28 protein-coding genes are annotated in these 25647 nt (G+C 50.6%); 10 read left to right on the plus strand and 18 right to left on the minus strand.

Features of this window, described 5'->3' with window-relative positions:
• Both H511_RS24825 and H511_RS23335 read right to left on the minus strand, forming a co-directional pair.
• The coding region (locus tag H511_RS24825; protein ID WP_027252591.1) for an Ig-like domain-containing protein at window positions 1–645 on the minus strand (645 nt) is incomplete at its 3' end.
• A gap of 208 nt (window positions 646–853) precedes the next feature.
• Window positions 854–1927 carry a TIGR03032 family protein gene (locus H511_RS23335; RefSeq protein WP_051288127.1) on the minus strand — a complete coding sequence of 358 codons (1074 nt, stop codon included), beginning with the start codon at window positions 1925–1927 and terminating at the stop codon, window positions 854–856.
• Between the two features lie 69 nt (window positions 1928–1996).
• Between H511_RS23335 and H511_RS24135 the strand changes: the two genes are divergently transcribed.
• Window positions 1997–3283 carry an aspartyl/asparaginyl beta-hydroxylase domain-containing protein gene (locus H511_RS24135; protein WP_051288129.1) on the plus strand — a complete coding sequence of 429 codons (1287 nt, stop codon included), beginning with the start codon at window positions 1997–1999 and terminating at the stop codon, window positions 3281–3283.
• A gap of 21 nt (window positions 3284–3304) precedes the next feature.
• Here H511_RS24135 and H511_RS0112500 read toward each other — a convergent pair whose 3' ends face one another.
• From H511_RS0112500 to H511_RS0112525, 6 genes are all read right to left on the minus strand, one after another.
• A complete protein-coding gene (locus H511_RS0112500; RefSeq protein WP_027252592.1) occupies window positions 3305–3832 on the minus strand; it encodes a GNAT family N-acetyltransferase in 528 nt (175 codons plus the stop codon).
• Window positions 3833–3859: 27 nt separating this feature from the next.
• A complete protein-coding gene (locus H511_RS0112505) occupies window positions 3860–5014 on the minus strand; it encodes a S8/S53 family peptidase (RefSeq protein WP_162144611.1) in 1155 nt (384 codons plus the stop codon).
• 165 nt (window positions 5015–5179) lie between these two features.
• Window positions 5180–5710, minus strand: a complete 531-nt coding sequence (locus tag H511_RS0112510) for a phage tail protein (protein WP_027252594.1) — start codon at window positions 5708–5710, stop codon at window positions 5180–5182.
• 12 nt (window positions 5711–5722) lie between these two features.
• Window positions 5723–6244 (minus strand): phage tail protein, encoded by a 522-nt coding sequence (locus H511_RS0112515; RefSeq protein WP_027252595.1) that lies wholly within the window; start codon window positions 6242–6244, stop codon window positions 5723–5725.
• Between the two features lie 14 nt (window positions 6245–6258).
• Window positions 6259–6798 carry a phage tail protein gene (locus H511_RS0112520; RefSeq protein ID WP_027252596.1) on the minus strand — a complete coding sequence of 180 codons (540 nt, stop codon included), beginning with the start codon at window positions 6796–6798 and terminating at the stop codon, window positions 6259–6261.
• A 15-nt stretch (window positions 6799–6813) separates the two neighbouring features.
• Entirely contained in the window at window positions 6814–7110 is a 297-nt protein-coding gene (locus H511_RS0112525; RefSeq protein WP_027252597.1) for a DUF6916 family protein, read from the minus strand.
• A gap of 356 nt (window positions 7111–7466) precedes the next feature.
• Here H511_RS0112525 and H511_RS0112530 point away from each other — a divergent pair, with 356 nt between their 5' ends.
• The 4 genes from H511_RS0112530 to vctC are packed head-to-tail and all read left to right on the plus strand — an operon-like array spanning window position 7467 to window position 11038.
• Complete coding sequence (locus tag H511_RS0112530; RefSeq protein WP_248616599.1) at window positions 7467–8363, plus strand: siderophore ABC transporter substrate-binding protein; 897 nt, start codon at window positions 7467–7469, stop codon at window positions 8361–8363.
• Between the two features lie 17 nt (window positions 8364–8380).
• A complete protein-coding gene (gene vctD, locus H511_RS0112535; RefSeq protein ID WP_027252599.1) occupies window positions 8381–9319 on the plus strand; it encodes an iron chelate uptake ABC transporter permease subunit VctD in 939 nt (312 codons plus the stop codon).
• A gap of 4 nt (window positions 9320–9323) precedes the next feature.
• A complete protein-coding gene (locus tag H511_RS0112540) occupies window positions 9324–10274 on the plus strand; it encodes an iron chelate uptake ABC transporter family permease subunit (protein WP_027252600.1) in 951 nt (316 codons plus the stop codon).
• 5 nt (window positions 10275–10279) lie between these two features.
• Window positions 10280–11038, plus strand: coding sequence for an iron chelate ABC transporter ATP-binding protein VctC (vctC, locus tag H511_RS0112545; protein ID WP_027252601.1), 759 nt, complete (start codon window positions 10280–10282; stop codon window positions 11036–11038).
• A 28-nt stretch (window positions 11039–11066) separates the two neighbouring features.
• Here vctC and H511_RS23345 read toward each other — a convergent pair whose 3' ends face one another.
• Entirely contained in the window at window positions 11067–12017 is a 951-nt protein-coding gene (locus H511_RS23345; RefSeq protein WP_051288133.1) for a LysR family transcriptional regulator, read from the minus strand.
• 113 nt (window positions 12018–12130) lie between these two features.
• On the opposite strand from H511_RS23345, the gene H511_RS0112555 reads away from it, so the two are divergent.
• Entirely contained in the window at window positions 12131–14074 is a 1944-nt protein-coding gene (locus H511_RS0112555) for a ligand-gated channel protein (protein ID WP_027252602.1), read from the plus strand.
• Window positions 14075–14190: 116 nt separating this feature from the next.
• Here the strand turns inward: H511_RS0112555 and H511_RS0112560 are convergent, their stop codons facing one another.
• The 7 genes from H511_RS0112560 to H511_RS0112590 form a co-directional block, all read right to left on the minus strand.
• On the minus strand, window positions 14191–14502 hold the full coding sequence (locus tag H511_RS0112560) for an NIPSNAP family protein (RefSeq protein WP_027252603.1): 312 nt from the start codon (window positions 14500–14502) through the stop codon (window positions 14191–14193).
• Window positions 14496–15116 (minus strand): DUF2238 domain-containing protein, encoded by a 621-nt coding sequence (locus H511_RS23350; protein ID WP_051288135.1) that lies wholly within the window; start codon window positions 15114–15116, stop codon window positions 14496–14498. Before H511_RS23350 ends, H511_RS0112560 begins: the two co-directional genes overlap by 7 nt.
• A gap of 93 nt (window positions 15117–15209) precedes the next feature.
• Window positions 15210–16328 carry a DUF3541 domain-containing protein gene (locus H511_RS0112570; RefSeq protein ID WP_027252604.1) on the minus strand — a complete coding sequence of 373 codons (1119 nt, stop codon included), beginning with the start codon at window positions 16326–16328 and terminating at the stop codon, window positions 15210–15212.
• 117 nt (window positions 16329–16445) lie between these two features.
• On the minus strand, window positions 16446–17057 hold the full coding sequence (locus H511_RS0112575; RefSeq protein WP_027252605.1) for an alpha-ketoglutarate-dependent dioxygenase AlkB family protein: 612 nt from the start codon (window positions 17055–17057) through the stop codon (window positions 16446–16448).
• Entirely contained in the window at window positions 17057–18187 is a 1131-nt protein-coding gene (locus H511_RS0112580) for an endonuclease/exonuclease/phosphatase family protein (RefSeq protein WP_027252606.1), read from the minus strand. The genes H511_RS0112575 and H511_RS0112580 overlap by 1 nt, the downstream gene beginning before the upstream one ends.
• A 79-nt stretch (window positions 18188–18266) precedes the next feature.
• Entirely contained in the window at window positions 18267–18761 is a 495-nt protein-coding gene (locus H511_RS0112585) for a 3'-5' exonuclease family protein (protein WP_027252607.1), read from the minus strand.
• A gap of 239 nt (window positions 18762–19000) precedes the next feature.
• Entirely contained in the window at window positions 19001–19510 is a 510-nt protein-coding gene (locus H511_RS0112590; RefSeq protein WP_027252608.1) for an O-acetyl-ADP-ribose deacetylase, read from the minus strand.
• 120 nt (window positions 19511–19630) lie between these two features.
• Here H511_RS0112590 and mobB point away from each other — a divergent pair, with 120 nt between their 5' ends.
• Window positions 19631–20158, plus strand: coding sequence for a molybdopterin-guanine dinucleotide biosynthesis protein B (mobB, locus tag H511_RS0112595; RefSeq protein WP_027252609.1), 528 nt, complete (start codon window positions 19631–19633; stop codon window positions 20156–20158).
• A gap of 55 nt (window positions 20159–20213) precedes the next feature.
• Here the strand turns inward: mobB and H511_RS0112600 are convergent, their stop codons facing one another.
• The gene (locus H511_RS0112600; RefSeq protein ID WP_027252610.1) at window positions 20214–20687 is read right to left on the minus strand and encodes an RNA-binding S4 domain-containing protein; all 474 of its coding nucleotides are present in this window, start codon (window positions 20685–20687) and stop codon (window positions 20214–20216) included.
• 222 nt (window positions 20688–20909) lie between these two features.
• Between H511_RS0112600 and H511_RS0112605 the strand changes: the two genes are divergently transcribed.
• The 3 genes from H511_RS0112605 (at window position 20910) to H511_RS0112615 (ending at window position 23519) form a co-directional block, all read left to right on the plus strand.
• Window positions 20910–21770 carry a TPR end-of-group domain-containing protein gene (locus H511_RS0112605; RefSeq protein WP_027252611.1) on the plus strand — a complete coding sequence of 287 codons (861 nt, stop codon included), beginning with the start codon at window positions 20910–20912 and terminating at the stop codon, window positions 21768–21770.
• Window positions 21771–21876: 106 nt separating this feature from the next.
• The gene (locus H511_RS0112610; RefSeq protein ID WP_027252612.1) at window positions 21877–22335 is read left to right on the plus strand and encodes a methylglyoxal synthase; all 459 of its coding nucleotides are present in this window, start codon (window positions 21877–21879) and stop codon (window positions 22333–22335) included.
• Window positions 22336–22538: 203 nt separating this feature from the next.
• A complete protein-coding gene (locus H511_RS0112615; RefSeq protein ID WP_027252613.1) occupies window positions 22539–23519 on the plus strand; it encodes an alcohol dehydrogenase catalytic domain-containing protein in 981 nt (326 codons plus the stop codon).
• 21 nt (window positions 23520–23540) lie between these two features.
• Here the strand turns inward: H511_RS0112615 and helD are convergent, their stop codons facing one another.
• On the minus strand, window positions 23541–25625 hold the full coding sequence (helD, locus tag H511_RS0112620; protein WP_027252614.1) for a DNA helicase IV: 2085 nt from the start codon (window positions 25623–25625) through the stop codon (window positions 23541–23543).
• Between the last annotated feature and the right edge of the window lie 22 nt (window positions 25626–25647).

A 25647-nucleotide genomic window follows, 5' to 3' on the forward strand; every position in this document is an offset into this window, starting at 1 on the left:
TGGTGCCGTGCCGCTGCCGGTGAAGTTCGACAAACTGCCGCCCGTCACTGCCACATCGCCGATAGCGAAATTGCTGCTGCTCTCGCTGAGAGTGAAAGTGATGGTGGCGGTTTCGCCAGATTTCAGGGCGGTTTTATTGCTGCTGATACTGACTGTGGGTGGCGTGGTGTCAGAATCATTACAATCTGCGTCTGTCGAACAGACTTGATTATTATTGGTACAGACATACAGATAGCACTGGCCAGCAGCCAGCATCGCCTCGCCTGCCTGCGCGCTCCGGTTCGGTACGTTAACGGGTGAGAGTTCACCAACTATATGTTTGGATGCCTGTACACTGCGATTGAGATTCTGGGTTTGTGCCAAAAAGGTATTCAGATCAAACTCAAGACCGGCAGACGCAGACTGAGAAATAGCACTAGGTTCAGAAGCTGGTGCCTGTGAGCTGGTTTGCTGAGTCACTTCGGCATGTGCACCAGCGATCAATAGCTGGCTGCCTGCCAACCCGAGCGCCAGCGTGGCTACCCACTTTTTAATGTCTTGCTTCACGGGATGAAGCGAAAGTATTTCAACATTCACTTCATCCGAACATGCGAAAAACTGCCGCGTAGCTGTTGCTAAACGCGACATCATCAGCCCGTTGTTCATAATTTGCCTGCAATAGTGTGATGCTTCAAAACGAGCTAACCCCGCTTTCCACTTACTACTCAGGAACGGGCCCTAGCTCCAACAAAAAATAAAAAATAAATGCAACTTGTAGCTATTAAATCAGAGGCCAATAAATGTACAAGAAAGCCATATGAAAAATATGACATCACAGGATATTTTAAACGCAAAAAAATGAAGGTGACTCTTGTCAGAGGTGAAATAAATCAGATAATTCTTCCGAGTTTAAATCAAAAATAAGTGGGTTATTGCAACCAAAAACCATTTCAACGTCATAGATCTGATTAAGATCGCCCGAAAAAGTCAGACAAGCAATTTCACTGCCATCACGGAGGTCTATCACACTAATGCCAGAGCGCAGATCTTGCTGTTTCTCCAGCAAAGGCATATCGGTATGCCGGGAGGACCCGTCTTTTGCCTTTCGTACCTTAGAGAGTCCGACGAACGCCATCTCACCCACAATACGCAATCCGCGGGTGAAGCCATTCAGTTCGGCCACCAGTTCCAAATCGCTTTTTGATGCCGGCAAGCGCGCTTCGGAACATCGCCATAAGCGCCCGGTACCCGATTCACAAAAATACAGGTAGTTCTGATGAACACGTGGTGAATGGGGAAGGCACAGACCTTTAATCACTGGCTGTTCATCTGAAATACGCATAATGGCACCATCAAAGCTGCTGCCATCACGCCAGCCAAAACGGTGATCGGTTTCAGAAAAGTAACTGACATAAGCAGGCTGGCCGTGTTTGAGTGCCAGCCCATTTAAGTGACACCGATCTTCTGCCACCAGCGCGGAAATAAAGGGGGGTTTCCAGACAACATCAAAACTTTTGCCATAAACAGGGCTGGCAATGCAATTAAACCGGGTATTGACCATGTACAGTCTGTCTTTGCCCCAGGCAAGATCGTGGGTATTAAGGTGCCCTGTGGTCATTGAACCACAAGGGTAAAAAACGGCATCTCTGCCCTGGGTGGATTGGACAGAAGCATGCAGCGCTGGCAGTGCCGTTATGCGCTGGTAATCCCATACCTGATGATAAGCCGCTAATGATAAACGCTGTTGATCATCACTGAGTGCAATACCCAGTAACTGAGGCACACGAAGATGCTCAACTTTTATCTCTTCACCGTCACTGCTAATCACAAACAGACAATCCAGATTATGGGCGCTGACCAGTAAGCTGCTCTTCATTGCCTGCAGCAATAATGGAAAACGGACACAACTGGTAATGACATAATTCAGTTTCACTTCGTTGCCTGTCATAACGATTGCTTTTCATCCAACAATAACGATAAGGTTTGTTATCTCTTTTTGACTTTATACAGGCGAATTATGCTTCTTGACCAAGCCTGCATCCAAATAGGTGATGTCGATATCAGCGACATTACCCGATTCCTGAAACAATTACCGGATTCCGCCTGGAAAGCAAACACTTATCGTCAAAACACCTATGAAGTACACAAACAAACTGAAAGTGTCGTGCTGTACTTTAAAACCGATGAGTTCACCGAAAGCAATGATTCGTTGCTCTCTGTGGTTCAGCCGCTCCTCGCCCCGATCTTTGCGCGCTTTGCCCAATACTACGGTTATACACGTCTGGATATCTCCAAGCTGATGTTTGCCAGATTACCCGCAGGCGGTGAAATTGCCGAACACAGAGACAGCGCACCGATATTTGCCCGGTACCACAGAGTCCATGTCCCGATTATTACTCACGACCAGGTGCATTTTTATCTGGGCCGGGAACGGCACCAATTAAAAACAGGCGTCATGTATGACATTAATAATCTGGGACTGCACAGGGTCATCAACCGCTCTGATACAGATCGCATCCACCTTATTTTTGATGCCCGGCCCGTCAAACGGATTCACAATGCCAAACATCACCTGTTTATTATGAGTCCGAACAATTCAGGCTCATCCCTGGTCTCTGCCGCACTCGGAGACTGCAAACACGCCATTACACTGCCCGGCGAAGGGCATTATATTGCGGGTTTTGCCGGCCCGAACCCCAATCGGGACAACAGCCACTTTGTCTGGAGCCAGTTCAATACCATAAATAAGCTCCGCAACCCCAAGGCCTACGACTGGCAAACTATCCGTAACCTTTGGTCCGGTGCTGCAACGCCACAGTCCGATGACGCCAGCATTTTCGTAGAAAAATCCCCCTGCAATATTGCCAGAATGGCCATGCTGGCTGAGGAATTTGATGATGCGAAATTTCTTTTCCTGATCCGCAATCCGTACGCCATGTTTGAGTCGGTTGTCAGGGCAAGACGTGATTTAGCCGATATAGAAAAGCTCGCTGCACAGCATGTTTTATGGTGTTTCCAGCAACAGGCTTTGAATCTGGAACAATGCCAATCACCGCATGCCCTGATTCGCTATGAAGATGTCTGCGACGCGCCCGCGCGAACGGCACAGATAATCCGCCACTTCGCGCCTGAATTTAATGACCTCGACTTCAAACCGCCTCGCTGGGTCAAAGGCCAGCAATCCGCGCTGGAAAACCGCAATACCAGCCAGATTGCCCGCCTGAGCCCCCAAGAGCGGGCCGTTGCTGACAAGCATTTCAAACCGCATGCCAGCTTGTTTGCCCGATTTGGCTATCTGGTGTAGCTCTGCCTGAGACCCGTATAGTCATATGCCCGCATAAATCTGCCGGGTACTGGGCGGATACCAGATCATCCGCTCATAGGGAGGCTCTATCTGATCAAGCACAAACCCAAGTTTATGGTAAAGCTGTCTGGCACTGTGATTAAGTTGCTGGACAGACAGGATCATAGGCGCTTTCAACTGGTTAGCAGAATACATGAATGAGCGGATAACCGCCTCACCCAAACCGTGTCCTCTCGCCTCTCTTTTAAACACAATATCGATCAGGTGGACTTTGTCCTGCGAGAAATCGAGCACCGCCCGTCCTACCGTCTCTTTGTGATACTCAATGATGAAGTACAGGGCATTAGGGAACTGATCGCCATAGCCCTGATTCATCGCGTTGAACTGCATCTCAATCAGCGATTCAATAAAATCCCTTTCGCCGTCAATTAATCGCAAATCATCCCGGCGTTCATTGTGCAGCTTCTCCAGAAACACCCTGTCTGCGGCAGAAGAATTGGATGGCCGGACATGTAATCCACCCGGCAACTTTAAATCTTGTAATTGCATAATCTGACTTCCCTGAACCGATCGCTTTTAGTGCGTCATACGATTGTTTTGCACATGATGTATCATGTTTTGTGCATTCAGTACTGGCTGGCTGTATTGCCGGACTAGCTGACCCAGCTGTTTGGCGGACAGTGACGGCTCAACACTCAGCACAGCCGCCAGCACGCCTGTCATGGCAGCTGTTGCCGCCGAGGTATTGGAATATACCAGACTGTATTTGCCCGTCGCGCTGGAATAGACCAGATAAGGCACCTCAACATAGCTGGCAATATGGCTGCCTGTCACCGGCCACTTAACACCTTGGCTCACCGCATTCACACTGAGTACCTGAGGTTGAGCAGCCAATGAAAAGCCGTTATCAAGATGGTCAGCATGATTGCCTGCAGCCGCGACAATCACAGTGCCTTTTCCCTGCCGTCCGTGATAGGACAAATAATCTAACGCCTCCGCAAGCGCCTGCTGGGTAAAAGGTAATATCCAGGCCGCCTGAACCAAATCTGCACCAGCCAGATAAGACAATTGCAACGACATTAAAATATCCGAGGTCCAGTTTTTATCGCGGCGTAATAGAATGGCACCGGCGTCAGGCGCAATGCCGGGATAATCAGGATGACGTGACCAAATCGCAGCCAGACTGGCATCACCGTGTAAAGTGTCGAGCGCAAGCAAGGCCGGAGCTGGCTTCACCGGTAAGGCACGCCGGTTATCGATATCGTAATGTATCTCAACAGCCATAGAATCAAGCATGGGGGCAGACAGGCTGAATGCAGAATCAATCACCGCAATCTTAACCCCACGTCCGGCATCTTCAGGCCAGGTTGTCAGTGACAATTGCTGCCTGACAGCCGTTGCCGGTGCGCGGGAGACAGGGCTGTTTCCGCTGTCCCGATATAGCCTGACCTGTAACAAATCAGGCTCTGCCAGAGTGATACCTTCTGTACCGCGCAGCTGTTCAATCAAAGACAAAGACTCACTGGCGCTTTGGCTTATGGCAACAGACCAGCAGGCTTTTTCGAGCTCAAACACCCTGGCAAAGCGTCGGCCGGAAAGCGCCTTCACCTGATCTAAATCCAGGGTTTTACTGTGACGGAACAATACTCTTTTACCCAGCCGCAACCCTTTGTTTGCCAGCGCTGAATGCGTATAAACCGGCTCGCCCTGCTGGAGAGAATACAAGGTCAAGGCGAGCGGATGTCCCTGATACATTAGAGATCGAGGCAGGCCAGTCTGTGCCTGCGGCCACTCGGCCCGTTAGTAAAACACAGAGCATCATTATGAATCGCATCACGCTGACCATAGACTCCAACAAAAAAACTCCGGCCGTAATGAGGGCCGGAGGACATCAAGTTACGGTCGCTGCGGAAAAATACCATCTACGCAAATACAAAAATTGATCGCCAGATAGGGCTGCATATTCTCATGTGCCTGCGTCTGCCCGGTTTCACTCAGGCTCTCCATACTCAATGTCGTATTCGGATCGCCGGTACTGTAGCGGTTTTCAACTATCCCATTTTCGATCAGCAATCCGGGCACTGCGCCTTGTGCTTCTGTGGTCGAAAGTGGTTTCACCGCACCTCTCATCTGATGGCTATGCTCAGGCAGATTGGCCTCCCACAGGGTGACGACATCACTCCCCGCCTTCTCAGCCAGAAATTGAGGTGTCAGTCCGGGGCCATTGCCGGCTCCAATCGGCGCTCTTGCTCTCAGATCCGGCAAATTGAGATATGTCCGGTTATCCGAGCCAAACCTGTCGCCAATGACGGCATACAAAACCTGATTTTGCATCAAGCTCACTTGTTGCCCATTGCAATATGCCCACCCTCTCGGTGCATAGAAATAAGGCATCATCATTATTTCACCGTAAAAAGCTTCACTCATTAGCCTTATCCTCTAGCTTTGGGATGGATAAACACCTGCAGTGCAGATGATAAAATTCAGCGCCAGCGAGGGGGCCATATTGGAATGCGCCCGTCCGTCGCCCGTGGAAGCAATTGCCGCTTGCTGCATCTCAACAAGATCCCCGGCGTCAGGATCGGCAAAGTACTGATTCGCCTGTCCCAACACCAAAGCAGCAGAAGGCTCTGGAGACAGGGCCGGAGTTGCTGAGGCCTGAAGTCCATGGCTGTGATTCGGCAAGTTATTCACTGTTAACTGGACCGTTTCCTGGCCGATTTTTTGCCCCTGTGTTCTTCGCGTCAACCCCGTACCTTGCCCCATTCCAACAGGGACGCGTCCCTGAAGATCCGGTAACGCAAAATTGGTGCGGCCATCGCCTCCATTGGTAATTCCCAGCAAAGAATACAGGGCTTCATTATTGGTAATCGGCAGCAGGGTGCCTGTACAGTATGCCCACTGTACAGGCGCATAAGAGCCTGCAAAGAGCGTGATTTCCGACAGATAACGTGTAGACATATTGGATCTCCGTATCAATCCCTTGCAGGGAAAAGGCCGGTCAGCGCGATACAAAAATTGATCACTGTACTGGGCTGCATGTTGTTGTGGGACTGGCCGGCACCGGTTGAGCTGATCGCCTTTTCGTTCATCGCAACAAGTTGATTGGGCTGTGAGTAAACCGGCGTGTTGAAGGCCGATGACGACAAAACGCTGGCCTGGCTGGCGGCTTTATTGTTCGGTCTGGGCGAATTACCAGGTTCAGTAGAGGCGTACACCTCGTGGATATGGGCAGGCATTTGTGCCACTGACAAGGCTACCGCTTCCATACCACCCGACTGGCCCTGATCCACCTGCCGGCCCGAATCCTGAAAGACTCCCGGCGCAACAGGCATTCTTCCCTGCAGATCAGGTAATTTAAAATTGGTATTCACTGTGCCGCCAAATGTATTACCCAGCAAGGCATATAAGGCTTGATTTTGATGGATCAGAATCGTTTGCCCGTTACAAAAGGCATAGTCTTTCGGCGCAAAGCTCGCCCCGAACATTTGGATATTACCGATATAAGGTTCCATGCTGACCTCTGGTAGTTATGAATGAGTGACCTTGCGGGAAAAAATCACTTCCAGCTCTTTGGCAGAATTAGGGGAAACAAACAAAGACGCTTCACCTAAGCTGTGGTGACCGAAAAGATAAGTTCCCTGTTCAACAGCGCCATTCAGAGCCGTGCAATCAAGGTACAATGCAAAAGACTCCCATACTTTGCTATGAGTGCCTGTTCGTTTTACCCCGGTAATTTCAACTTCGCAGGACGCCCCTTCATCAAGAGTCATTGACATGCTGTCTCCGACTAATTTTTCCAAACGTTCAAATGTAAACAACTCCATACCTGCTTCCTTAAAAAGATTGAATTCCCTTTGTTTTCCCACCTGTTAGATTTAGAGCATTGCGCAGACACAAACAAATATCAGAGTGAAAACTTGATGATTGATCATAAAAATAATTGGCTGTGTCTCCCCACGTCCCTTTGTATTTCCAGCGAAAAGTCAAGCTAAGCCGCATCGATTGGTCGCCATGACCCGGCCCGCTCTTTTCGTAACTTTACATTAGAAATATTGATATGTTTTTCAAAAACCATATAGTAATCGTAATGATAATAATTATCGATTAGGTAAAGGAATTGGAAATGAAATGTTTCGCAAAATCGGGTTTGATCGCGACCGGCTTACTCAGTCTTGGTCTTATGACCACATTGCCTGTCATGGCTAAATCCGTCACCGTTGACCACATTATGGGCTCAACCACTGTAGAAACATCGCCAAAACGTGTCGTGGTGATCGGCATTGGTGCGTTAGATGCTGTTGATGCGTTGGGAATTAAGCCGGTTGCGGTATCAAAAGGCACGCCATTACCCGGCTATCTCACTCAATATAATGACAATACTGTCTCTTCTGCGGGCACCATTTTTGAACCCGACTTTGAATCCATTTATACCCAGAAGCCAGATCTTATTATTGTCGGCCCTCGCAGCTCCAAACACTTTAAAGAACTGACTAACATTGCGCCTACCTTTGTCTTTGCGGTTGAAAATGGCAGTGATTACTGGCAAAGCACCCAAGCGCTGTGGCACGACTTAGGGGAAATCTTTGATAAACAGGATGTCGTCAAGCAAAAAATCGAAACATTAAACCAGCGCTTTGCGGCAATCAAAGACTACAACCAGAGCCATAATATGGATGCGCTCATGCTGATGAGCTCCGGGGGCAATGTGACGTCATTTGGTGAAGGCTCTCGCTTTGCCGTCTTGTATCAGGATTTCGGCTTTACACCCACGATTGAAACAGCAGTAAAAGATAAAAAATCAGAGAAAACTGGCGGGCACGGTCAATTGGTCTCGTATGAACTGGTCAGCCAGGAAAACCCTTCCACCTTGCTGATATTAGACCGCGACAAATTAGTCAATAAAGGAAAAAGTACGACCCGACAGGATTTTGATAACGATTTAGTCAAATCAACCAAAGCTTATCAGAATAATCGTATGGTTTACCTTGATATTCCAGCCTGGTATGTCGCCAGCTCAGGTATTACTGCCACACAAACCATGATTGAAGACATTGAAGCGTTGAACAAAGCGCAGTAATCAGATCTGAGGTTGTTGTGACTAAATTGCTGTTTATTTTAGTCTGCCTGAGTTTGTCTTCATTATTTATTGGGGTGGGCAACGTATCGTTAGCCCACCTTATTAATGGTGATGCCAATGCCTGGCAATTATTTATGTCTAGCCGTGTTCCCCGTTTACTTGCAATTTTGCTGGCCGGTGGAGGACTGAGTATCGCTGGCCTTATCATGCAGCAAATCAGCCAGAACCGATTTGCTGCGCCTTCTACCTCAGGCACGATTGAGTGCTCAATGCTGGGTTTTGTCTTAAGTTTAGTGATTTTTGGCAACGGCGATCAGCTGTGGCTTATTTTTGCTACTGCAATGATCGGCACGCTGTTCTTTGTACAGCTTATCCAGCGAATTCAATTTAAAAACGCGGTTTTTGTACCTTTAATTGGGATCATTTTCGGCAATATCATTGCTTCTATGGCAACCTTCATCGCCTATAAATATGATGCACTGCAAAACCTGTCTGGCTGGGCTGTCGCTAATTTTGCCAACATCCTGGCAGGCAATTATGAGCTGCTCTATATTGCCCTGCCTGTCGCCATCTTCAGCTATGTATACGCAACACGCATTTCAGCGGTGGGGATGGGCAAAGACTTCGCAATCAATCTTGGTCTGAATTATCAGCAAGTGATGACGATTGGTGTCGCGCTGATCTCGATTATGGCCGCTACTGTGGTGATGATTGTCGGCCAGTTGCCCTTTCTCGGCTTGATTGTTCCCAACCTGGTTAACCATTTTTATGGCGATAACCTGCGCAAGAACATTCCGCGCACTGCTGTGTTAGGTGCGATTCTGGTTCTGGCATGCGATCTGGTTGGCCGGGTGCTGATTTTTCCTTACGAAATTCCAATCTCCATGGTGATCAGCCTGCTCGGTGGCAGTGTCTTTATTTTCCTGGTGTTGAAAGGAATGCGCCATGAGCAATAAACAAATAACGGATAAACATAAAATGTTTCTCCTGCTGATTTTAAGCATAGTCATGGCCGGGCTGTTCATTGGTTATGGCCTAACGGCTGACAACTACCAATACTTCTTATCGCGCCGAATTCCCAAGGTACTGGCAATGATCATTGCTGGCTTCGCCATTGGTATTGCGTCTTTTTGCTTTCAGACCATTACCAATAACCGGATACTAACTCCGGGCATCATGGGCTTTGACTCGCTGTATTTGCTTATTCAGGTGCTGGTCGTCAGCCTGTTTGGCGGGCTGAGTGTGATGATGACCCATGCTGTGATCAACTTTTCGATCTCCGTGATCTTGATGATGGCATTTTCTTTCATTTTGTTCTTACTCTATTTCCGGTATTCCGCCAGCAATATTATTTCACTGCTGTTATTAGGTGTTATTTTTGGTCAGCTTTTCCAAAGCGGTTCGTCTTTTCTCACCATGCTGATGGATCCGGATGAGTTTGCCAATGTACAAGCCAGTATGTTTGCAAGTTTCAATAATATTCATGTGGAATTAGTGTATTGGACATTACCTGTTCTGATTCTGGTGTCAGCCTGGTTATTTAACATTCACCGAACGCTTGATGTGTACTTACTCGACCAGGATAACGCCACCAGCCTGGGTGTGGATATTCAGCGAACAACGCGTACCGTTTTATTGCTGTCCTCTGTGTTAATTGCCATTGCAACCGCGTTAATCGGTCCGATTATGTTCTTTGGCCTTTTGATCACCAACCTGACCCGGGAATGGCTGAAAACCTATCAACACAAATATTTATTAACCGTCTGCGGTTTGATGTCTGTCGCGACTTTGCTAACCGGTCAATGGGTTATCGAAAAAGCATTTGGCTTTGAAACCACACTGAGCGTGGTGATTAACTTTGCCGGCGGCATCTATTTCTTATTCTTACTGTTACGAAGTAAAGTGGTGTAACCCTGATGATTGAATTAAAACAATTAACCAAACGCTTTGGCGATCACCCTGTGGTGAACAATGCCAGTGCGGAATTTGCAAAAGGGAAAGTCACGGCAATTATTGGCCCCAATGGTGCCGGGAAAAGTACACTGCTTTCTATGGCCGGACGTTTGTTAAAGCGTGATGAGGGCGAAGTCTGGATTGATGGCAGGGAGCTGGTGGCGTGGGATACCAAGGCCTTGGCCAAACGTTTATCTGTGTTGCGCCAGGCTAACAGCGTTAGCCTGCGGTTTACCGTGCGCGAGCTGATCGCCTTCGGCCGGTTTCCTTATTGCCAGGGCAACTTAACCACAGAAGATAATGATGTGATCGATAAAGCCATTGCGTATTTAGATCTCGGTAACATCCAGGATAGCTACCTCGACGAACTCAGTGGCGGGCAACGTCAGCTCGCTTTTATTGCCATGGTGATCGCACAAGATACCGATTATGTCTTTTTAGATGAGCCGCTCAATAACTTAGATATCAAGCACTCTTTGCAAATCATGCACACCATTCGTCGTTTAGCCCATGAATTACATAAAGCGGTGGTCATCGTCATTCATGATATCAACTTTGCGTCCTGCTACTCCGACACCATCATTGCGCTGAAAAAAGGTGAAATTATCGCCAAGGGCCGGGTTGAACAAGTGATTGATGCTGATGTGCTGTCTGAGATATACGAAACCCCTTTTAACGTTATCGAAATCAACGGAAAACGTATGTGTTTATACTTCTCGTAAGCACTGATATCCACTCTTCTACTCGGCATCAACCCGCTTCAGACAAGCTACCAGAGGTTTGAGCAGTCAGGTTAATGGGTTCCAGCCATTCTCTCGGGGCATGCTCATTCAGCGCTTTGATCAATGTTTGCACTCTGAGCGGCAGCACGCCAGCGGCAAAATAACACACCACAGGGCGGGCAGCGGCATACCACTCGGGTAAACAGGGCATTAAATTACCCGGGTGCGCTTTGAGGTAATTATTGGCAATCCAGGTCGGTAATAACCCGACGCCATAACCCGATGAGATGGAATCAAGCTGCAGCACCAGGTTATCGCTGGTTAACCGGCTGATGGGCGGCATCACCACACAGTCCTCTTGCCCGTTAGAAAGATAAACGGTATGGCTTTTATCACTGTCAAACGGCAGCCACTGATGAGAATTGAGCTGTTCAGGGTGTGTAATCACGCCGTTTTTCTGGATATACCGGGGTGATGCATACAAGCCAAACTGCCAGTAGCCGAGCGTTTTCTTACGCCATGTTCCCGGCAGTTCCTGTTCCCCAATCGCTAGCACTAGGTCCGGCTCGTGCTGGAAATATTCATCACGGCCCTCGGTAAATAAGCGGATATTGACTTGAGGATGGGCATCCAGAAAATGATGCAGCTCATGCCTTAACCAGCCTCGCACCAGGCTTTGGGGCGCCAGTAACGTGACTTCGCCTGCCACACTCTGCTTGAGCGATTGCAGCGCATTTTGTGACTCTTCCGCCATGGTCAGTAAGCGCTGACAGTATTCCGAAAATACCTCTCCGGCACGTGTCAGCATCAGACGGGAACCTTGCTTGATAAACAGCCTTTGCCCCATTTCAGTTTCTAACTGAGCCAGCCGGCGGCTGATGGTTGATTTCGGCTGATTCAATGCCTTTGCTGCGGCAGTCACACTATGAAAACGACTCAATGCAGCAAATGCCCGGATACCCTGCAGTTCTGTTTTCATCCTCATCCCATTTTCGGAACGGCCCGTTCCACTCATCGATCTAGTCAATAGCTGCGAATATAGGAATAATCCGCAAATAAATTTAAGAATCATTATCATTTATGGAAAAAATAATGTCTAGCTATCGTTTACCCCTTTCCACTTTGACGGGCTCAGTACTATTGGCTGCCAGTGTACAGGCCGCTCAGCAATCCCCTGTGACCGAAACCATGGTAGTGACTGCATCCGGTTATGAGCAGGCTGAAATCACCGCGCCCGCCAGCATCAGTGTGATCACTCGTGATGAGCTTGAGCATAAATATTATCGTGATGTCACCGATGCACTGAAAACGGTTCCCGGTGTCACCATCACAGGGGGTGGCGACAATAAAGACATCAGTATCCGCGGTATGGGTTCTGCGTACACTTTGATTCTGGTTGATGGTAAACGCCAGTCGTCTCGCCAAACCCGGCCAAACAGTGACGGGCCGGGAATAGAACAAGGCTGGCTGCCGCCTTTAGAAGCGATTGAGCGCATTGAGGTTATCCGCGGCCCGATGTCGACACTATACGGTTCCGATGCCATTGGCGGTGTTGTTAACATCATCACCCGCAAAGACAACCAGCACTGGCTCGGCAATCTTCAATTGGGTACCACCATTCAGGAAAATCGCGACTCTGGCGATGAGCGCAGTGCCAACTTCTTCCTTACCGGCCCATTAACGGAAAATCTCACCGCACAGTTTAACGGCCAAACCACAGTCCGCGATGAAGACACGATCACCAATGGCTATCAAGATAAAGATCTCAACAGCTTCAGCTCCAAGCTCACATATCAGCTGAATGATCAACACGATATTTCATTAGAAGCAGGGATCAGCGAGCAATCCCGCGCCGGAACGGTTGGTAAGTCAGTCGCAACACAAGGCTGCCGCGGAGAATGTGTTGATACTTTAGAAGAATATACCCGTACCCATTACGCCATCACTCACCAGGGTGACTGGGGCGCCGTCGGGCAATCCAACACTTATTTGCAATATGAAAACTCGGAAAACAAAACCCGGGAGATGGAAAGCAAAAACACTGTCTTCAAGACCAGCCTGGTCACTCCAGTCTCTTCCCATATTTTGACATCGGGTTTTGAATATCAATATGAAAAACTTGAAGATTATACATCCAACAGTGCTTCCGACTTAACGGAGCTGGACAGTAACCGTGTGGCGGTCTTTGTTGAAGATGAATGGGCCATTGTCGACTCATTCAGCTTAACGCTAGGGGCGCGTGTCGATGACGATGAAAACTACGGTACTCATGTCAGCCCCCGTGCTTACGGTGTCTGGAGCATCGCATCAAATTGGGTGTTTAAAGGCGGTGTATCGACCGGTTATCGCGCGCCGACATTGCGTGAAACCTCGGCAGATTGGGCACAAGGCAGCCGCGGCGGCGATATCTATGGTAACCCGGATCTGCAGCCTGAAAAGTCAGTCAATACCGAAGTCAGTCTGAACTACCAGAATGATGACGGGCTCACTTCGAGCGTCACGCTCTTTAATAACGACTTTAAAGATAAGATTTCTCGTATCGAATGTACCAGTTGTGGCCCGGTCAACAGCAGTGGCAGCGTGGCAACAAAACGCATCAACATCGATGAAGCGACGACACAAGGTGTCGAACTCAGCCTCAGCACTCCACTGGGTGACAGTGTCTTCTGGAACGCCAGCTACACCTTTAACGATTCTGAGCAAAAATCGGGCGACTATAAGGGCCAGCCACTGGTTCAGTTGCCAAAGCATTTATTCAGCACCGATCTTTCCTGGCAAGCCACGGCTGACTTAGAAACCTGGGGACAGGTCACCTATCACGGCGAAGAGATGGAACCGACAACAGGGCCATCATCAAGCAGCCTGGAAGCCCCGTCTTATACCTTCCTAGACATGGGGGTAAGTTATCAGTTAACGGATAATGTGGCCGTCAATGCCGCCATTTATAACCTGCTGGATGAAGAAGTCACTTATGACGAATATGGCTATGTGGAAGATGGTCGACGTTACTGGGTGGGTATGAATGTCGGGTTCTGATACCTGACTCCCCTTACTATCAATGCCAGCCGGTGTCGGCTGGCATTGTTCAGATCAGTCCCGGTTCATTCAATATCACTGGCATTGCCGCCAGACAATGCATGCTCGCAAGCGTGTTATGCATTGCCGAACACCGGGCGGAAAAAGTTTCGCTCGTAACTGATAATACAGCGGGTATCCTCGGCATACTGAAAGGCGCGCAGGCAATCCGGGTCCGTCATGGACGCTTTCCGGTAGGTTTCGTAATCAGCAAGGCTGGGAAAGGTGAACAGCGCCAGGGCGATATTACTGGCACCTTCAGAAGGCAGGAAATAGCCGTTGTGCTGACCACCAAATTTATTGACGAGCGGTATCCACATTTGGGCATATTCTTCAAATTCGCTGACTTTATAAGGGTCAATAATGTAACGTAAAAAACAAGTCACCATGATTCATTCCTTTGTTGTGGTTCATTCGTTTGGTGCAGAGAAACCAGCTGGCTGTTATGCCAGCGGGAAAGTAAAAACGTAGCGCACAAAGCACCGACTAACGCAAATGCCATATCAGACTGGGTATCCCAGACATAACCCTGTGTACCCAGAAACGCCTCTGCGTTTTCACCTGTCGCCAGTGCTACCCACCATTCAATCAGTTCATAAAAGGCGCTGAAGGCTAAACACATAGACACAGCAACCACACTCACCCAAAACCGGCCATTGACTATCTGCTTTCTGATCAGTATTTCCCTTGCCAGAATCGCCGGGACAAATCCCTGAAAAAAATGACCGACTTTGTCGTAGTTATTTCTTTCGGCCCCGAACAGATTGTCGAACAAAGGCACTTCGGCGTAGGTGTAATGACCACCCACCATTAACACAATACAATGCAGTAAAATCAGCCCGTACAGTAACGGGGTGAGCCTGAAGGTGTTGTACGTGAGCGCAATCAGCACAAGGCCAATCAGCGCAGGCAGCACTTCAAGAAACCAGGTAAAGGTATCTTTCGGCTCAATGCCAGACCAGATAAGCACCGCCGTAAAAACAGATAGCCAGATATATTTCAAATGCTTGTCCTTTTATGCATCGAATTGCCTTTCACTTAAATATCATTTCTCTGCCGCTACAGGCAAGCTCGCGGGTTTCACTGTGAAAAGAGTCTAATACTTAGGCACCAAACCATAAGGCAAGCTCTCAAACATGGCCGGTTGGTTGGTGACTGTCGGAGCGGCATGTACGCCACGCCAGTCCAGTAGCATGATCGCCAGCGTGTTGCGGTGCTCACCGTCATACAGCTCGCTTTCACCTTTTACCGACGGCACCATACCCGTTTGCCGGTCGATCGATGTCTGGATGAACTGGCGCGTTTTTTCGACCACTGGATCATCCTGCAGGCCGGCTAACAGAAAGCTGATACCCACTTCCGCCACCACATCTTCCTTGGTATGCAACAGAATATCGTCGATATGGCGGCGAAAGTGATCATAAATCCACTGAAAATCGCTTTCCTTGAGCTGATACTGATAATACGAGGATGCCGCAAAGATAATATGGGTCATGCCGTATATCTTGTTCATGTACTGCTGCTCGCTGAGCTGTTTATCCTGGCTGTCCGGATAGGTCGCCCGGAAAGCAGCAATAAAAGGCTCAACCACGTCCTGCTCGCCAAGCTGACGTAACCAGTAAACCTGATTGGCCAGCTGTGCTGCCCAGGCGCGAATCATGTCAGGGTCGGTGGCATAACGGGCAAAGTCATAGCGGCGGATAATGTCGCGTAATTTGTGATCGTCCCTGTGTTTGAGACCGTATTCATTGGCGCGGGCCATAGAACCCAGCAGATCGACGCCCAAAAAGTAATACTCAGGGTAATCGCGGGTGGCCAGATAACGTAAATCACTGCGGGCATCATCTTTGCGCTGATATCTGGCTTCACGGGCATCCGAATAGGCTTTTATCTGTGCCGGTGTGTGAATTTCTGTCGTCACGGCATTGAGCCGGCTTGCCACGCGTGCCAAATCTGACCACACGGCCGACTGGTATTTGGGATCCAGTGTCTGGCGATACATCCTCAGGCCATAATGGCCCATTTTAAAAGCCGGTAATGTAAACAGCTGGCTTTCAAAGGTTTGACGTATCAACGCCGCATCATCGGCATAGGATGGCAATACCTGTTGCTGTACAGGCGGTTTTGCAGGTCTGGGCGAAATTTGCATCGCCGCCCAGCCAGGCAGTGAAAGAAGCGTAATCAGAAGATAAACAACAAAACGACGAATATTCATATCAACCCCGCAACGATTTAACAACACAATCATAGCAAAGGCGTCGCTGTTCACGTCAGCCTGTTGTCATTTAAGTCAGTGGAATATCAGCATTTTTAACTCTGCGGTGCTGAGCAGTTACGTATTAATCCACCGATAAGTCAGGTTAATCCGTTCACTATGAGGCTGAGTGGTCTTTGGCACGCTGTGCGCCCAGTGCGACTGGGTCTGTCCCGCCATGATGAGCAAAGAGCCGTGGCTGAGCTGAAAATCAATTTTCTGCCCGGTGCGGCGATGTTTCAGCAAAAAGCGCCGGGTATCGCCCAATGTCACCGAGGCAATCACCGGCTCCGGGCCGAGTTCGGGCTCGTTATCCTGATGCCAGCCCATGCTGTCCTGCCCGTTACGATACAGATTGGCCAGCACTGAATTAAAACGCGTATTGGCCACTTGCTCGCAGGCGGCCTTGATCTGCTGTAAGGCTGGCGTCCACGGGGCCGGCTGCATGGTCAGCCCTGAGTAGGTATAGGATGCCTCACCGCACCAGGCCTGCAAACGCGGCTGCATCACCCGGCGGCCATACAGTGTGATGGCTTCCTGCTGCCAGTCGAGCGACTGGCGCAGCTCGCTGAAATAACGGTCTGAGTCGGAAACGGTAAAAAAAGCAGGCGCCCAGAACAGCAAACCGTCATCAATAGCAATCCACTCACCCTGCCCGCTCGCTTCACCGAATAAGTCGAGATTGTGCATCAGCTGTACTCGCCCTTCACCGCAGGCAGACGCACGTCGACCCATACCAGCCGGTGATCAGAGCTGATATCGGCCCGCTCTTTGCCGTCTTCACCTGTGACCAGTCTGCGCAGCGGATCTTTTTTATCCGGCCAGAACACGCCGCTGTTGAGGACATCGAAATCAGCAGAAGGCAGAACATAATCGAGCCGCAGGCCACTCAGGTGTGTCCACTCCGAACTTCTGCCCCGGCGCAATTTCCATGGCCGGAAAAACCGCCCGCCAAGGCTTTTCGGGGTCAGTTTGCCTTCACTGACAACCCGGTGAACCCGAGGGTGATACAACAGGTGCCGCAGTGCCAGCACCATGCCTTCGCCGTCATGCAAATCGGCGTTGAGATCCCCCAGCAACACAAAAGGCGCGTCTTTGGCCAGACCGCCCGGATTGCCCTGATCATCCGTCAGATACGCTTCGTCATTGATGATATCCGTCAAAAGGCGCAGCTCATCATGGTTACGGCGGGCATTACGGCGTTCAGGTCCGTCAAACACAGGCGGCGTCGGGTGGGCGCAAAGCAGCTGGAATCGCTGGTGTCCGACCTGTACCGGCAGTAAAAGATGATTTTTCGAAGAGAGCCTGAGCTGTGCCATCGCTTCCGGGCTGTAATAGCCTTCCGGCATATGGTTGTCCGGCATCTGCTGCCACAGCAGGGTTTGCCAGCTGCGGATCTCCTCTTCAATCAGCGGATAACGCGACAGCACCACGAAGCTGAAATGACCATGATGAAAGCCGTAGCCCTGGCCATCCTGCGGCAGGGTTCGCTCGCCGTCTCCGTCCAGATCTGCCTCGCACAGCAAGCCGGTATTCGTGGGGGGGCAATAACGGTAAGGGTAATCAATGGCAACCTGACCATATTGCGGCTCGGCCAGGTAATAGCGGCAAAAGTCAGTCAGGCCGCCGTCATCGCCTCCCTCGCCGGGGTGATCAAACTCGCACAATAGCAGCACATCGGGCTGCACATGCTGAATCATGGCTGCCAGCCGGGCAATTCTGGCGTGGCCCGGCGCCGACAGCTTCTGCCGTATCCGGCCGGGGACGGGATCAGACAGGGCGATATTAAATACCGCCACTCTTAAGGTAGGTGTTGGCACAACGCACTCCCAACAGACTGAAATTCAATAGCCTGTATTGATTGTACGCTGTGTTGTTCAGTTGCTCCAGCGCCTGGCATCAGCCCGGAATGTTCACCAGACTGCTGATGGCCTGATAAATCTGTCTGGCATCATGCATGGCTCTGTGCCTTGCCGGGCCGAGCTCTTCCAGCGCACGCTGAAAACGGGCTCTTTCTATGCCGTTCTCCTGCTGCAGCCAGTGGCCGATTTCTGTCAGTGTGAAGGAGGGCCGCATATGGGCAGCATGATAAAGCCGTCCCAGCCAGAACAAGTCCCACTGGCTGTCACAAAACACATAATCCAGCGGCCCCAGTACGCTGTTCAAATGCTGGCAGACTTCCAGCACCTGCATACCATGCTGTTCCAGTTCAGAGCGGGGGATCCGGTGAATACGTTGCTCGGCGTAGCTGTCCCAAAACTGCCAGACATCGCCGGCGGTCAGCGGATTGATCAGGATACTTTGCCCACTGCCGTCAGGAAGGACATAACCCACTTCTATGGGGTAGGATTGATCCGATAAACCTGACGCTTCAAAATCTAATGTTGCCCACATTGCACTCTCCCTGATGCTTATATCGTCCACGGTTCAGCCATTCTGGTTCCTTCCTTACCGGCAAATCCAGACTGCCGGTAAGCTGAGCCGGACATCTCTCAGTACGCACAGCATAGCCGCAGACAGCTCTCATACCCTGAGAGCAGCGACACTGCGTCACTGGCTACCTTCTCATTAACTGTAGACCCGGGATAAGACTTTACCCGCTATTTCATCTGCTTGACGCAGGATTGATACACTTAGTCAGACCGCAGCAAGCTGTGATAAATGTCGGCATCCTCCTGGCTGAAACAGACAAAGTACACTTTGTCCGGCGTGCTTTGTCCTTCCAGAGACTGACGGACTGTCTGCACGGCAATAGCGGCCGCCTGCTGTGTCGGGAAACCGTATATCCCGGTACTGATGCAGGGAAAAGCCATCGTTCTGGCGCCCACTTCATCCGCCAGCGCCAGGCAGTGCCGGTAACAACTGGCCAGTAATTCGGCCTCGTGATGCGCACCGTCCTGCCATACCGGCCCCACAGTGTGAATCACCCAGCGGGCCGGTAACTGGTATCCGGGGGTGATTTTGGCTTCCCCCGTCGGGCAGCCGTGCAAGCGCCGGCACTCTTCCAGCAACTGCGGGCCCGCCGCTTTGTGAATGGCACCATCGACACCGCCACCGCCCAATAAGCTGTTGTTCGCGGCATTGACTATCACATCCACATTCAAGGTGGTTATGTCACCCTGCCATACCAATAAATCTGCCATCTCAGTCTCCGGTTTGATCTGACACAGCAAAACACCAGGGTCCCGGGCAAGGTACTGTGTCGATACTGACTATCATGTTATTTTAGTGCCAATCTTCCATTAACAGGCCAAAGACTTACTATGACACCCGTCATCGGTTTCGCCGGTTTCAGCGGCTCGGGAAAAACCACATTAATTGAGCAGGTTATCCCGTATTTAAAACAACACGGATTGCGTGTTGGTCTGCTGAAACACAGTCATCATGATGTTGAGCCGGATACCCCGGGAAAAGACAGTTATCGTCTGCGCCATGCCGGCAGCGATCAGCTCTTGCTGGCAACGCCGCATCGGCACATTCTGTTTTTTGAATACCCGGACGATGAAGATCGTGAGCCGGCGCTGGAAGATTGTCTGGCGCAGCTGGATCACAGCTGTTTGGATATCGTGCTGGTAGAAGGGTTTCGCGACCAGCCGATCACCAAAATTGAGATTCACAGGCCGGATTACGGCAAGCCGCTGCTGTATCGCAAAGATACCAACATAGTGGCGATAGCCACCAGCGAACCGGGCGACACTCACCCGATCCCTGTGCTGGATTTAAACCAGCCTGCCAGTGTGGCGGCGTTTATTATGACGTGGCTTGAAAGCGCCGGACCGGCGCGCGGCTGACAGCAACTCTCAGGTTTGCTCTGCAAGAGATAACAATCACTGCAGTCGGCATTATTCAGAACATCAGACGTTTGCGGCCTGTCTGTTGATCGGCATCTTTGCCAATCGTTGCAGACTTGCCAGTATTGGCCTTCTTCTTAGCGGCTTTGTTCGCCGACTGATTTTTAGCTGACGGCTTTTTGCCCGGTTTAGCCGAGCGATGGCTCGTCTGCTGTTCTTTTTTCGGTTTCGCGGCTGCAGGTTTGGCAACAGGCTCACTGACCGCTTCTGTCACTGGCTGATCACAGAGCACAACATAAAACTCACCGTTAAACTCTATGACGTCGCCGTCATAAATCTTACAGCGTTTACGCAGTTCAATTTCGCCATTCACGGCGACATAACCTTCAGAGATCGCCATTTTGGCCTCGCCACCGCCTCCGACGGCATTGGCAATTTTCAGCACTTTATATAACTCAATGGGCTGAACAGAAACTTCTATCCCGAGTGCTTCAACTTCTATTTCTTCTATTTCCTGATCCTGACTCACGGTGCTCGACCTGTTATTACTGAGAATGCTGTGAGTATACCACTTTGCTTCCCTTGCCGACGCATCATTCCTGCTTTCAATCAAAGCTGGCCGCTGAACATGCAGAATAGGCCGTCAATGGCATCGACCCCAAGGTTTTCGCCCGTTACATAGAGATAACGAACTCAATCGGTTATGCTTGTTACAACTTTCACGTACGTTCCCGTTAACAAGGAAAACATTATGCTGAAACTGCTGTATGCCGCTGTATTCTGTCTGCTTTTCGCTATGCCAGCCATAGCGCAGGACACAGAAGAAGCGCCCCCCTACTCGGAGCAGCCAGTGTTAGATAAGCCTTTAATGGAAAGGTATATTCTTGATGAAATGAAATCGCTGCGTCAGGATCAGCAGGATCTGGAGCGTCGCTTAACCCTCTCTTTTACCGACCGCGAACTGGCCGTGGCCGACAAGTCGCTCAATTATGCCAATGTGACAGTCACCTATTTTTTCTATCTGATCGCCGGTGCAGCCTCGCTCATCGCGCTGGTGGGCTGGCAATCGCTGAAAGAGATCAAGGTCAATACCAAGAAAATGGCCGAACAGCAATTAAAGGAAATCACGGATCAGTACGAGAAGAAATTCCAGATGCTGGAGCGGGATCTGAAACGTAAAACCCGGATCATCGCGCAGAACAACAAAGAGATCGAGATTATCAATGAAGTGCATAATCTCTGGCTTCGGGCACAAAGCTCGCAAACCGCCGAGCAGCAAATGGAAGTGTACGATGAGATCCTCAAACTGCGGCCGGGCGATCTGGAAGCGCTGACTCACAAAGCGGATGCGGCGATGGAAATCCGTGAATTCCATTGGGCACTGAGTATCTGTAACCGGGTGCTGGAAGTGGATAACACCAATGCCAATGCCCTTTACCAGCGCGCCTGTGCGTACGCTTGTCTGGGGGCGGAAGATCAGGCCGTGTCTGATCTTGAGCGGGCCATTCAGGGCAGTGCTTTCCTGCGTGAACTGGCGAAAGAAGAAAATGATTTTGAAACGCTGCATGGTCACGAGCGATTCGATCAGCTGATCACTCACCATAACGAGTAAGTTTTTCTGCGTATTATTCTTACATGGGATATTCACTGGACAAGCTAATAACAGCAAGCTTAGTATCTGGTTATACGGAGATTATGCCGACTTAACGGAGTAACACATGCACGCCACTACCCGACAGATGCAAGCCCAGAAACACATTGCCCTCGTGGCTCACGATAACTGTAAAAGCCACTTACAGCGCTGGGTCAATGAGCACAAAAGTAAGCTGGAAAATCATACCCTGTATGCCACAGGCACTACCGGGCATCTGCTTTCCAAACAAACCGGCCTGCCGATCAATTGTTTACTGAGCGGCCCTATGGGAGGCGATCAGCAGTTGGGTGCGCTGATTTGCGAAGGCAAAATCGACATGATGATTTTCTTCTGGGATCCGCTCAATGCCGTGCCCCATGATCCGGACGTGAAAGCCCTGCTTCGCATTGCTGCGGTCTGGAATATCCCGGTTGCCACCAACCGTGCCAGTGCCAATTTCATGATAGCGTCCACCATGATGGAAGAAGCGGTGTCAATAGAAATTCCGGACTATGAAGCTTACCTGGCCGAGCGCCTGGCTTAAAAGCCTTTGGATCTGAGTGCTGACAACAGGGTGCGATACTCAGTACTCAAGACGTTATTCTTCAGCATCAGGAGTCCCGCATTGCCGGGGCTCTTTCGTTAGACTCCCCACCCACTTCCCGCTTTTCCCGCCAGCAAAGCCCGGAATTTAGGTATATGCTTTAAATCAATACCAAAAACAACCTGTTACCCTCATGGTGGCTTATGAAAGCATGGACTCTGACTGAACCCAACGGACTGGACAGCCTGCAGCTGACACGTACCACGCGTCCCAAACCCGGTGCGGAAGAAATCTGTATCAAAGTGGCCGCGATGGGTCTTAACCCGATTGATTACAAGCTGGCCGACTGGGGATACGCCACCTGGCATTATCCGCAAATTGTGGGTATGGACATAGCAGGCACCGTTGAATCTGTCGGGGTGAAAGTGCGGCAGTTTAAGCCGGGGGACAGAGTGTTTACCTTTCTCGACCCGCGTCATTGCGGAGGCTTTGCTGAGTATGTCTGCTGCAAAACGGGCGCCGTCAGCCGGCTGCCTGAAAGAGTCAGTGTTGAACAGGCGGCGGCTTTACCTTCTGCCGGTTACAGTGCCTGGCTGGCTGTGTACGATAAACTCAGGCTCAAGCCGGGACAGCGAGTCGCTATCACAGGCGCTGGCGGGGGTGTGGGCGGTTTTGCGGCCCAGTTAGCCAAACTGGCCGGGGCCACTGTCTATGCCATTGCCGCTCAAAGACATCACGCCCGATTACTCAGTTATGGCGTCGATGCTGTGATTGATTCGGATCATGACAATGTCGCCATGAAAATCATTGAATTAACCGAAGATAAGCTGCTGCATGCCGTCATTGACTGTGTTTCTGCCCGTTCAGGCAGCATCATGAGTGCGCTAATCCGCTTCAACGGCCAGATAGTGATGGTGGCTGATCAATTCAATCAGGTTCCCTTACTGGCGACGACAAAAGCACTCAGCATGCATGAAGTGGCGCTGCATGGCACCTATGCTCACGGTGCGCCTGAGGATATCCATCATCTGTCTGATATGGGGAACAGTATGAGCAACCTGATCGCCGAAGGAAAACTGGATCCCATGATAGATAAGCTGTTCGCTTTTGAGCAATTGAAGGAAGGGCTGGCGCTGCTGCACAGGCAGCAGCACAGCGGTAAACTGGTGGTGGTACTGGATTAAAATACGAGTGAAGAGCCGCTATCAGCGCTTCATTTTTTTGATCTTATTATTGACCTGATACCTGTCTTCAATCAGTTCATTCACAAACGGTGAGAGAGTTTCCGGGTTGGCGCAGATCCAGACATGCTCTTTCGCCCTTGTCATCGCGACATAAAACAGACGGCGCTCTTCCGCATCGGCAATGCCTTCGTTACCGCCTGACTGCAGACAGGCCAGCAGCCCCCTGTCCCGATCCTGAGCCGGGAACACGCCGCGGTTCACATTGAGCACAAACACAAAATCGGCTTCGCGGCCCTTGCTGGCATGGCAGGTCATGAACTGCAGATTAAGCTGAGGCCACTGGTTCTGCCAGTCGGCCAGCTTTTCGGGTCGCTGATCATGATTACGTCCCAGCAGCAGCACGCTGGCTTCTTTTTTCACTTTAGAGGCGAGCTGTACCAGCTCCTGCTCCAGCAGATCCTGCGCCAGTAATGTCACCGCTTTTCGCTTCTGCTTTTTCACACTGGCCAGCGACTTTTTCAGTTGCTGCGGATTTTGCTGAATAAACATATTGGCAACTTCACCAATCATGTTGTTGAAACGATAGGTAGTGTCGAGCTCCATGACATGACTGGCGCCAAAACGCTGCTCAAACCCTGTGGTCAGATTGACATCGGCGCCGGCAAAGCGGTATATCGCCTGCCAGTCATCACCAACGGCATACAAACTGGGTGTTAAGTTATCCGTCCCCGGTGTCTGGCAAATGGCATCGATCAGCGCCAGCCGGTGTGGCGAAATATCCTGATATTCATCGACCATGACAAAACGCCACTGCGGAATGAATTTGCCTTGTCTGACATACTCAGTGGCGGTCTGAATCATGGTATTAAAATCAATCTGGCGATTGGCTTTCAGGTGCTGGCTGTATACCTTGTAACACGGCCACAGCAGAGCCAGCTCACTTTTCATCTGAGCTTTATCACCACTGCCCATGGCACTGTCGACCAGGGCTGACAATACGGCTTTGTTGCCGCCCTGCTGGCCCATCAGTTCAATATGACGCCACACCCAGTTCAGCAAGGGTTCGCTGCGGGCTTGTTCTTCGATGGAATTGTCGCCACGAAAACCCGGTATACGCCACTGGGTCAGGTGTTTCTGCCAGCGCTTGGCCGCGGTGTCGTTTTGCCACTGATCTTTGAGCAGGGCTGATAACCACTCATTGCGGGCATGCTCATCCTGCACTAACGGCGATACGCCCGGTAATTCACCTTCAACGGCCTGAATAATCTGACAGCCCAGGCTGTGGAAGGTCGCAACCCGGATCTCCCGGCCGACTTTGTCTTTCAGGCGCTCGCTCATTTCTTCCGCCGCTTTACGGCCAAAGGCTAACATCAGAATATCGTCCGGCTGGGCTTGCTGGCTCGTCAGCAGATAACCGGCCCGGGCCACCAGCACACTGGTTTTGCCTGAGCCGGCCCCGGCCAGTATCAGGTTATGATCCTGATTCAGCAGCACCGCCTGCCGCTGAGAATCATTGAGCGGTGACGATTCAATCCGGTCGAACCAGGACGACCACTTCTCGGTTTCTTCCTGCATCCAGGCGGCATTGGTGTCTGTCACCCATTGCGCGTTGTCATTGAGCCAGGGGGATATCTGCTCAAACGCCATGGGACGGAAAGAAGCGGCCAGCTCATCTGTCAGGCCGGTCTCTGATAAGGCGTTATGCAGGGAAGATTGCAGGTTCAGGTGATCCGAGCGGCGTTTATAGCCAGGCTGGGTGATAAAAGCGTCGATGCGGGACAGCATCTGTGGCAGGTGTGCATCGAGCTTTTCGACCCGCCCTTTGGCCCACTGGCGGTAAGTATCAACCAGATGGCCGGCGAAAGCCTGACACTCCTGCCAGGGCAAGCCATGCACAGTCCAGCTTGCCGTCTGATCTGCCGAGGTCAGTTCCATCGCGCCCCACAATACCCCGCGGTGCAGCGTCACTGAACCGTCCCAGTCATCAAATGACAGGACTTCACTGTTTTGCAGGCTTTCCAGAACAACCTGTTCTTCATCCAGCTCGATACTGCAATAATCGCCCTGCACTAACCATTGTGCGAGCCAATTGGCCGTTAATCGCATTGTGTTACCTGACACCTTGATT

This window comes from Photobacterium halotolerans DSM 18316 (assembly GCF_000425165.1).
Lineage (GTDB): Bacteria > Pseudomonadota > Gammaproteobacteria > Enterobacterales > Vibrionaceae > Photobacterium > Photobacterium halotolerans.

Bases quoted from the DNA above. Each gene is read 5' to 3' on its own strand.
- H511_RS0112575 (WP_027252605.1), bottom strand. From the start codon at position 17,057: ATGCACAATCTCGACTTATTCGGTGAAGCGAGCGGGCAGGGTGAGTGG.
- H511_RS0112560 (WP_027252603.1), bottom strand. From the start codon at position 14,502: ATGGTGACTTGTTTTTTACGTTACATTATTGACCCTTATAAAGTCAGC.
- H511_RS24135 (WP_051288129.1), top strand. From the start codon at position 1,997: ATGCTTCTTGACCAAGCCTGCATCCAAATAGGTGATGTCGATATCAGC.
- H511_RS0112525 (WP_027252597.1), bottom strand. From the start codon at position 7,110: ATGGAGTTGTTTACATTTGAACGTTTGGAAAAATTAGTCGGAGACAGC.
- vctC (WP_027252601.1), top strand. From the start codon at position 10,280: ATGATTGAATTAAAACAATTAACCAAACGCTTTGGCGATCACCCTGTG.
- H511_RS0112610 (WP_027252612.1), top strand. From the start codon at position 21,877: ATGCACGCCACTACCCGACAGATGCAAGCCCAGAAACACATTGCCCTC.
- mobB (WP_027252609.1), top strand. From the start codon at position 19,631: ATGACACCCGTCATCGGTTTCGCCGGTTTCAGCGGCTCGGGAAAAACC.
- H511_RS0112605 (WP_027252611.1), top strand. From the start codon at position 20,910: ATGCTGAAACTGCTGTATGCCGCTGTATTCTGTCTGCTTTTCGCTATG.
- H511_RS0112555 (WP_027252602.1), top strand. From the start codon at position 12,131: ATGTCTAGCTATCGTTTACCCCTTTCCACTTTGACGGGCTCAGTACTA.
- helD (WP_027252614.1), bottom strand. From the start codon at position 25,625: ATGCGATTAACGGCCAATTGGCTCGCACAATGGTTAGTGCAGGGCGAT.
- H511_RS0112570 (WP_027252604.1), bottom strand. From the start codon at position 16,328: ATGAATATTCGTCGTTTTGTTGTTTATCTTCTGATTACGCTTCTTTCA.
- H511_RS0112585 (WP_027252607.1), bottom strand. From the start codon at position 18,761: ATGTGGGCAACATTAGATTTTGAAGCGTCAGGTTTATCGGATCAATCC.
- H511_RS0112515 (WP_027252595.1), bottom strand. From the start codon at position 6,244: ATGTCTACACGTTATCTGTCGGAAATCACGCTCTTTGCAGGCTCTTAT.
- H511_RS0112615 (WP_027252613.1), top strand. From the start codon at position 22,539: ATGAAAGCATGGACTCTGACTGAACCCAACGGACTGGACAGCCTGCAG.
- H511_RS0112530 (WP_248616599.1), top strand. From the start codon at position 7,467: ATGACCACATTGCCTGTCATGGCTAAATCCGTCACCGTTGACCACATT.
- H511_RS0112590 (WP_027252608.1), bottom strand. From the start codon at position 19,510: ATGGCAGATTTATTGGTATGGCAGGGTGACATAACCACCTTGAATGTG.
- H511_RS0112510 (WP_027252594.1), bottom strand. From the start codon at position 5,710: ATGAGTGAAGCTTTTTACGGTGAAATAATGATGATGCCTTATTTCTAT.
- H511_RS23335 (WP_051288127.1), bottom strand. From the start codon at position 1,927: ATGACAGGCAACGAAGTGAAACTGAATTATGTCATTACCAGTTGTGTC.
- H511_RS0112500 (WP_027252592.1), bottom strand. From the start codon at position 3,832: ATGCAATTACAAGATTTAAAGTTGCCGGGTGGATTACATGTCCGGCCA.
- H511_RS23345 (WP_051288133.1), bottom strand. From the start codon at position 12,017: ATGAAAACAGAACTGCAGGGTATCCGGGCATTTGCTGCATTGAGTCGT.
- H511_RS0112520 (WP_027252596.1), bottom strand. From the start codon at position 6,798: ATGGAACCTTATATCGGTAATATCCAAATGTTCGGGGCGAGCTTTGCG.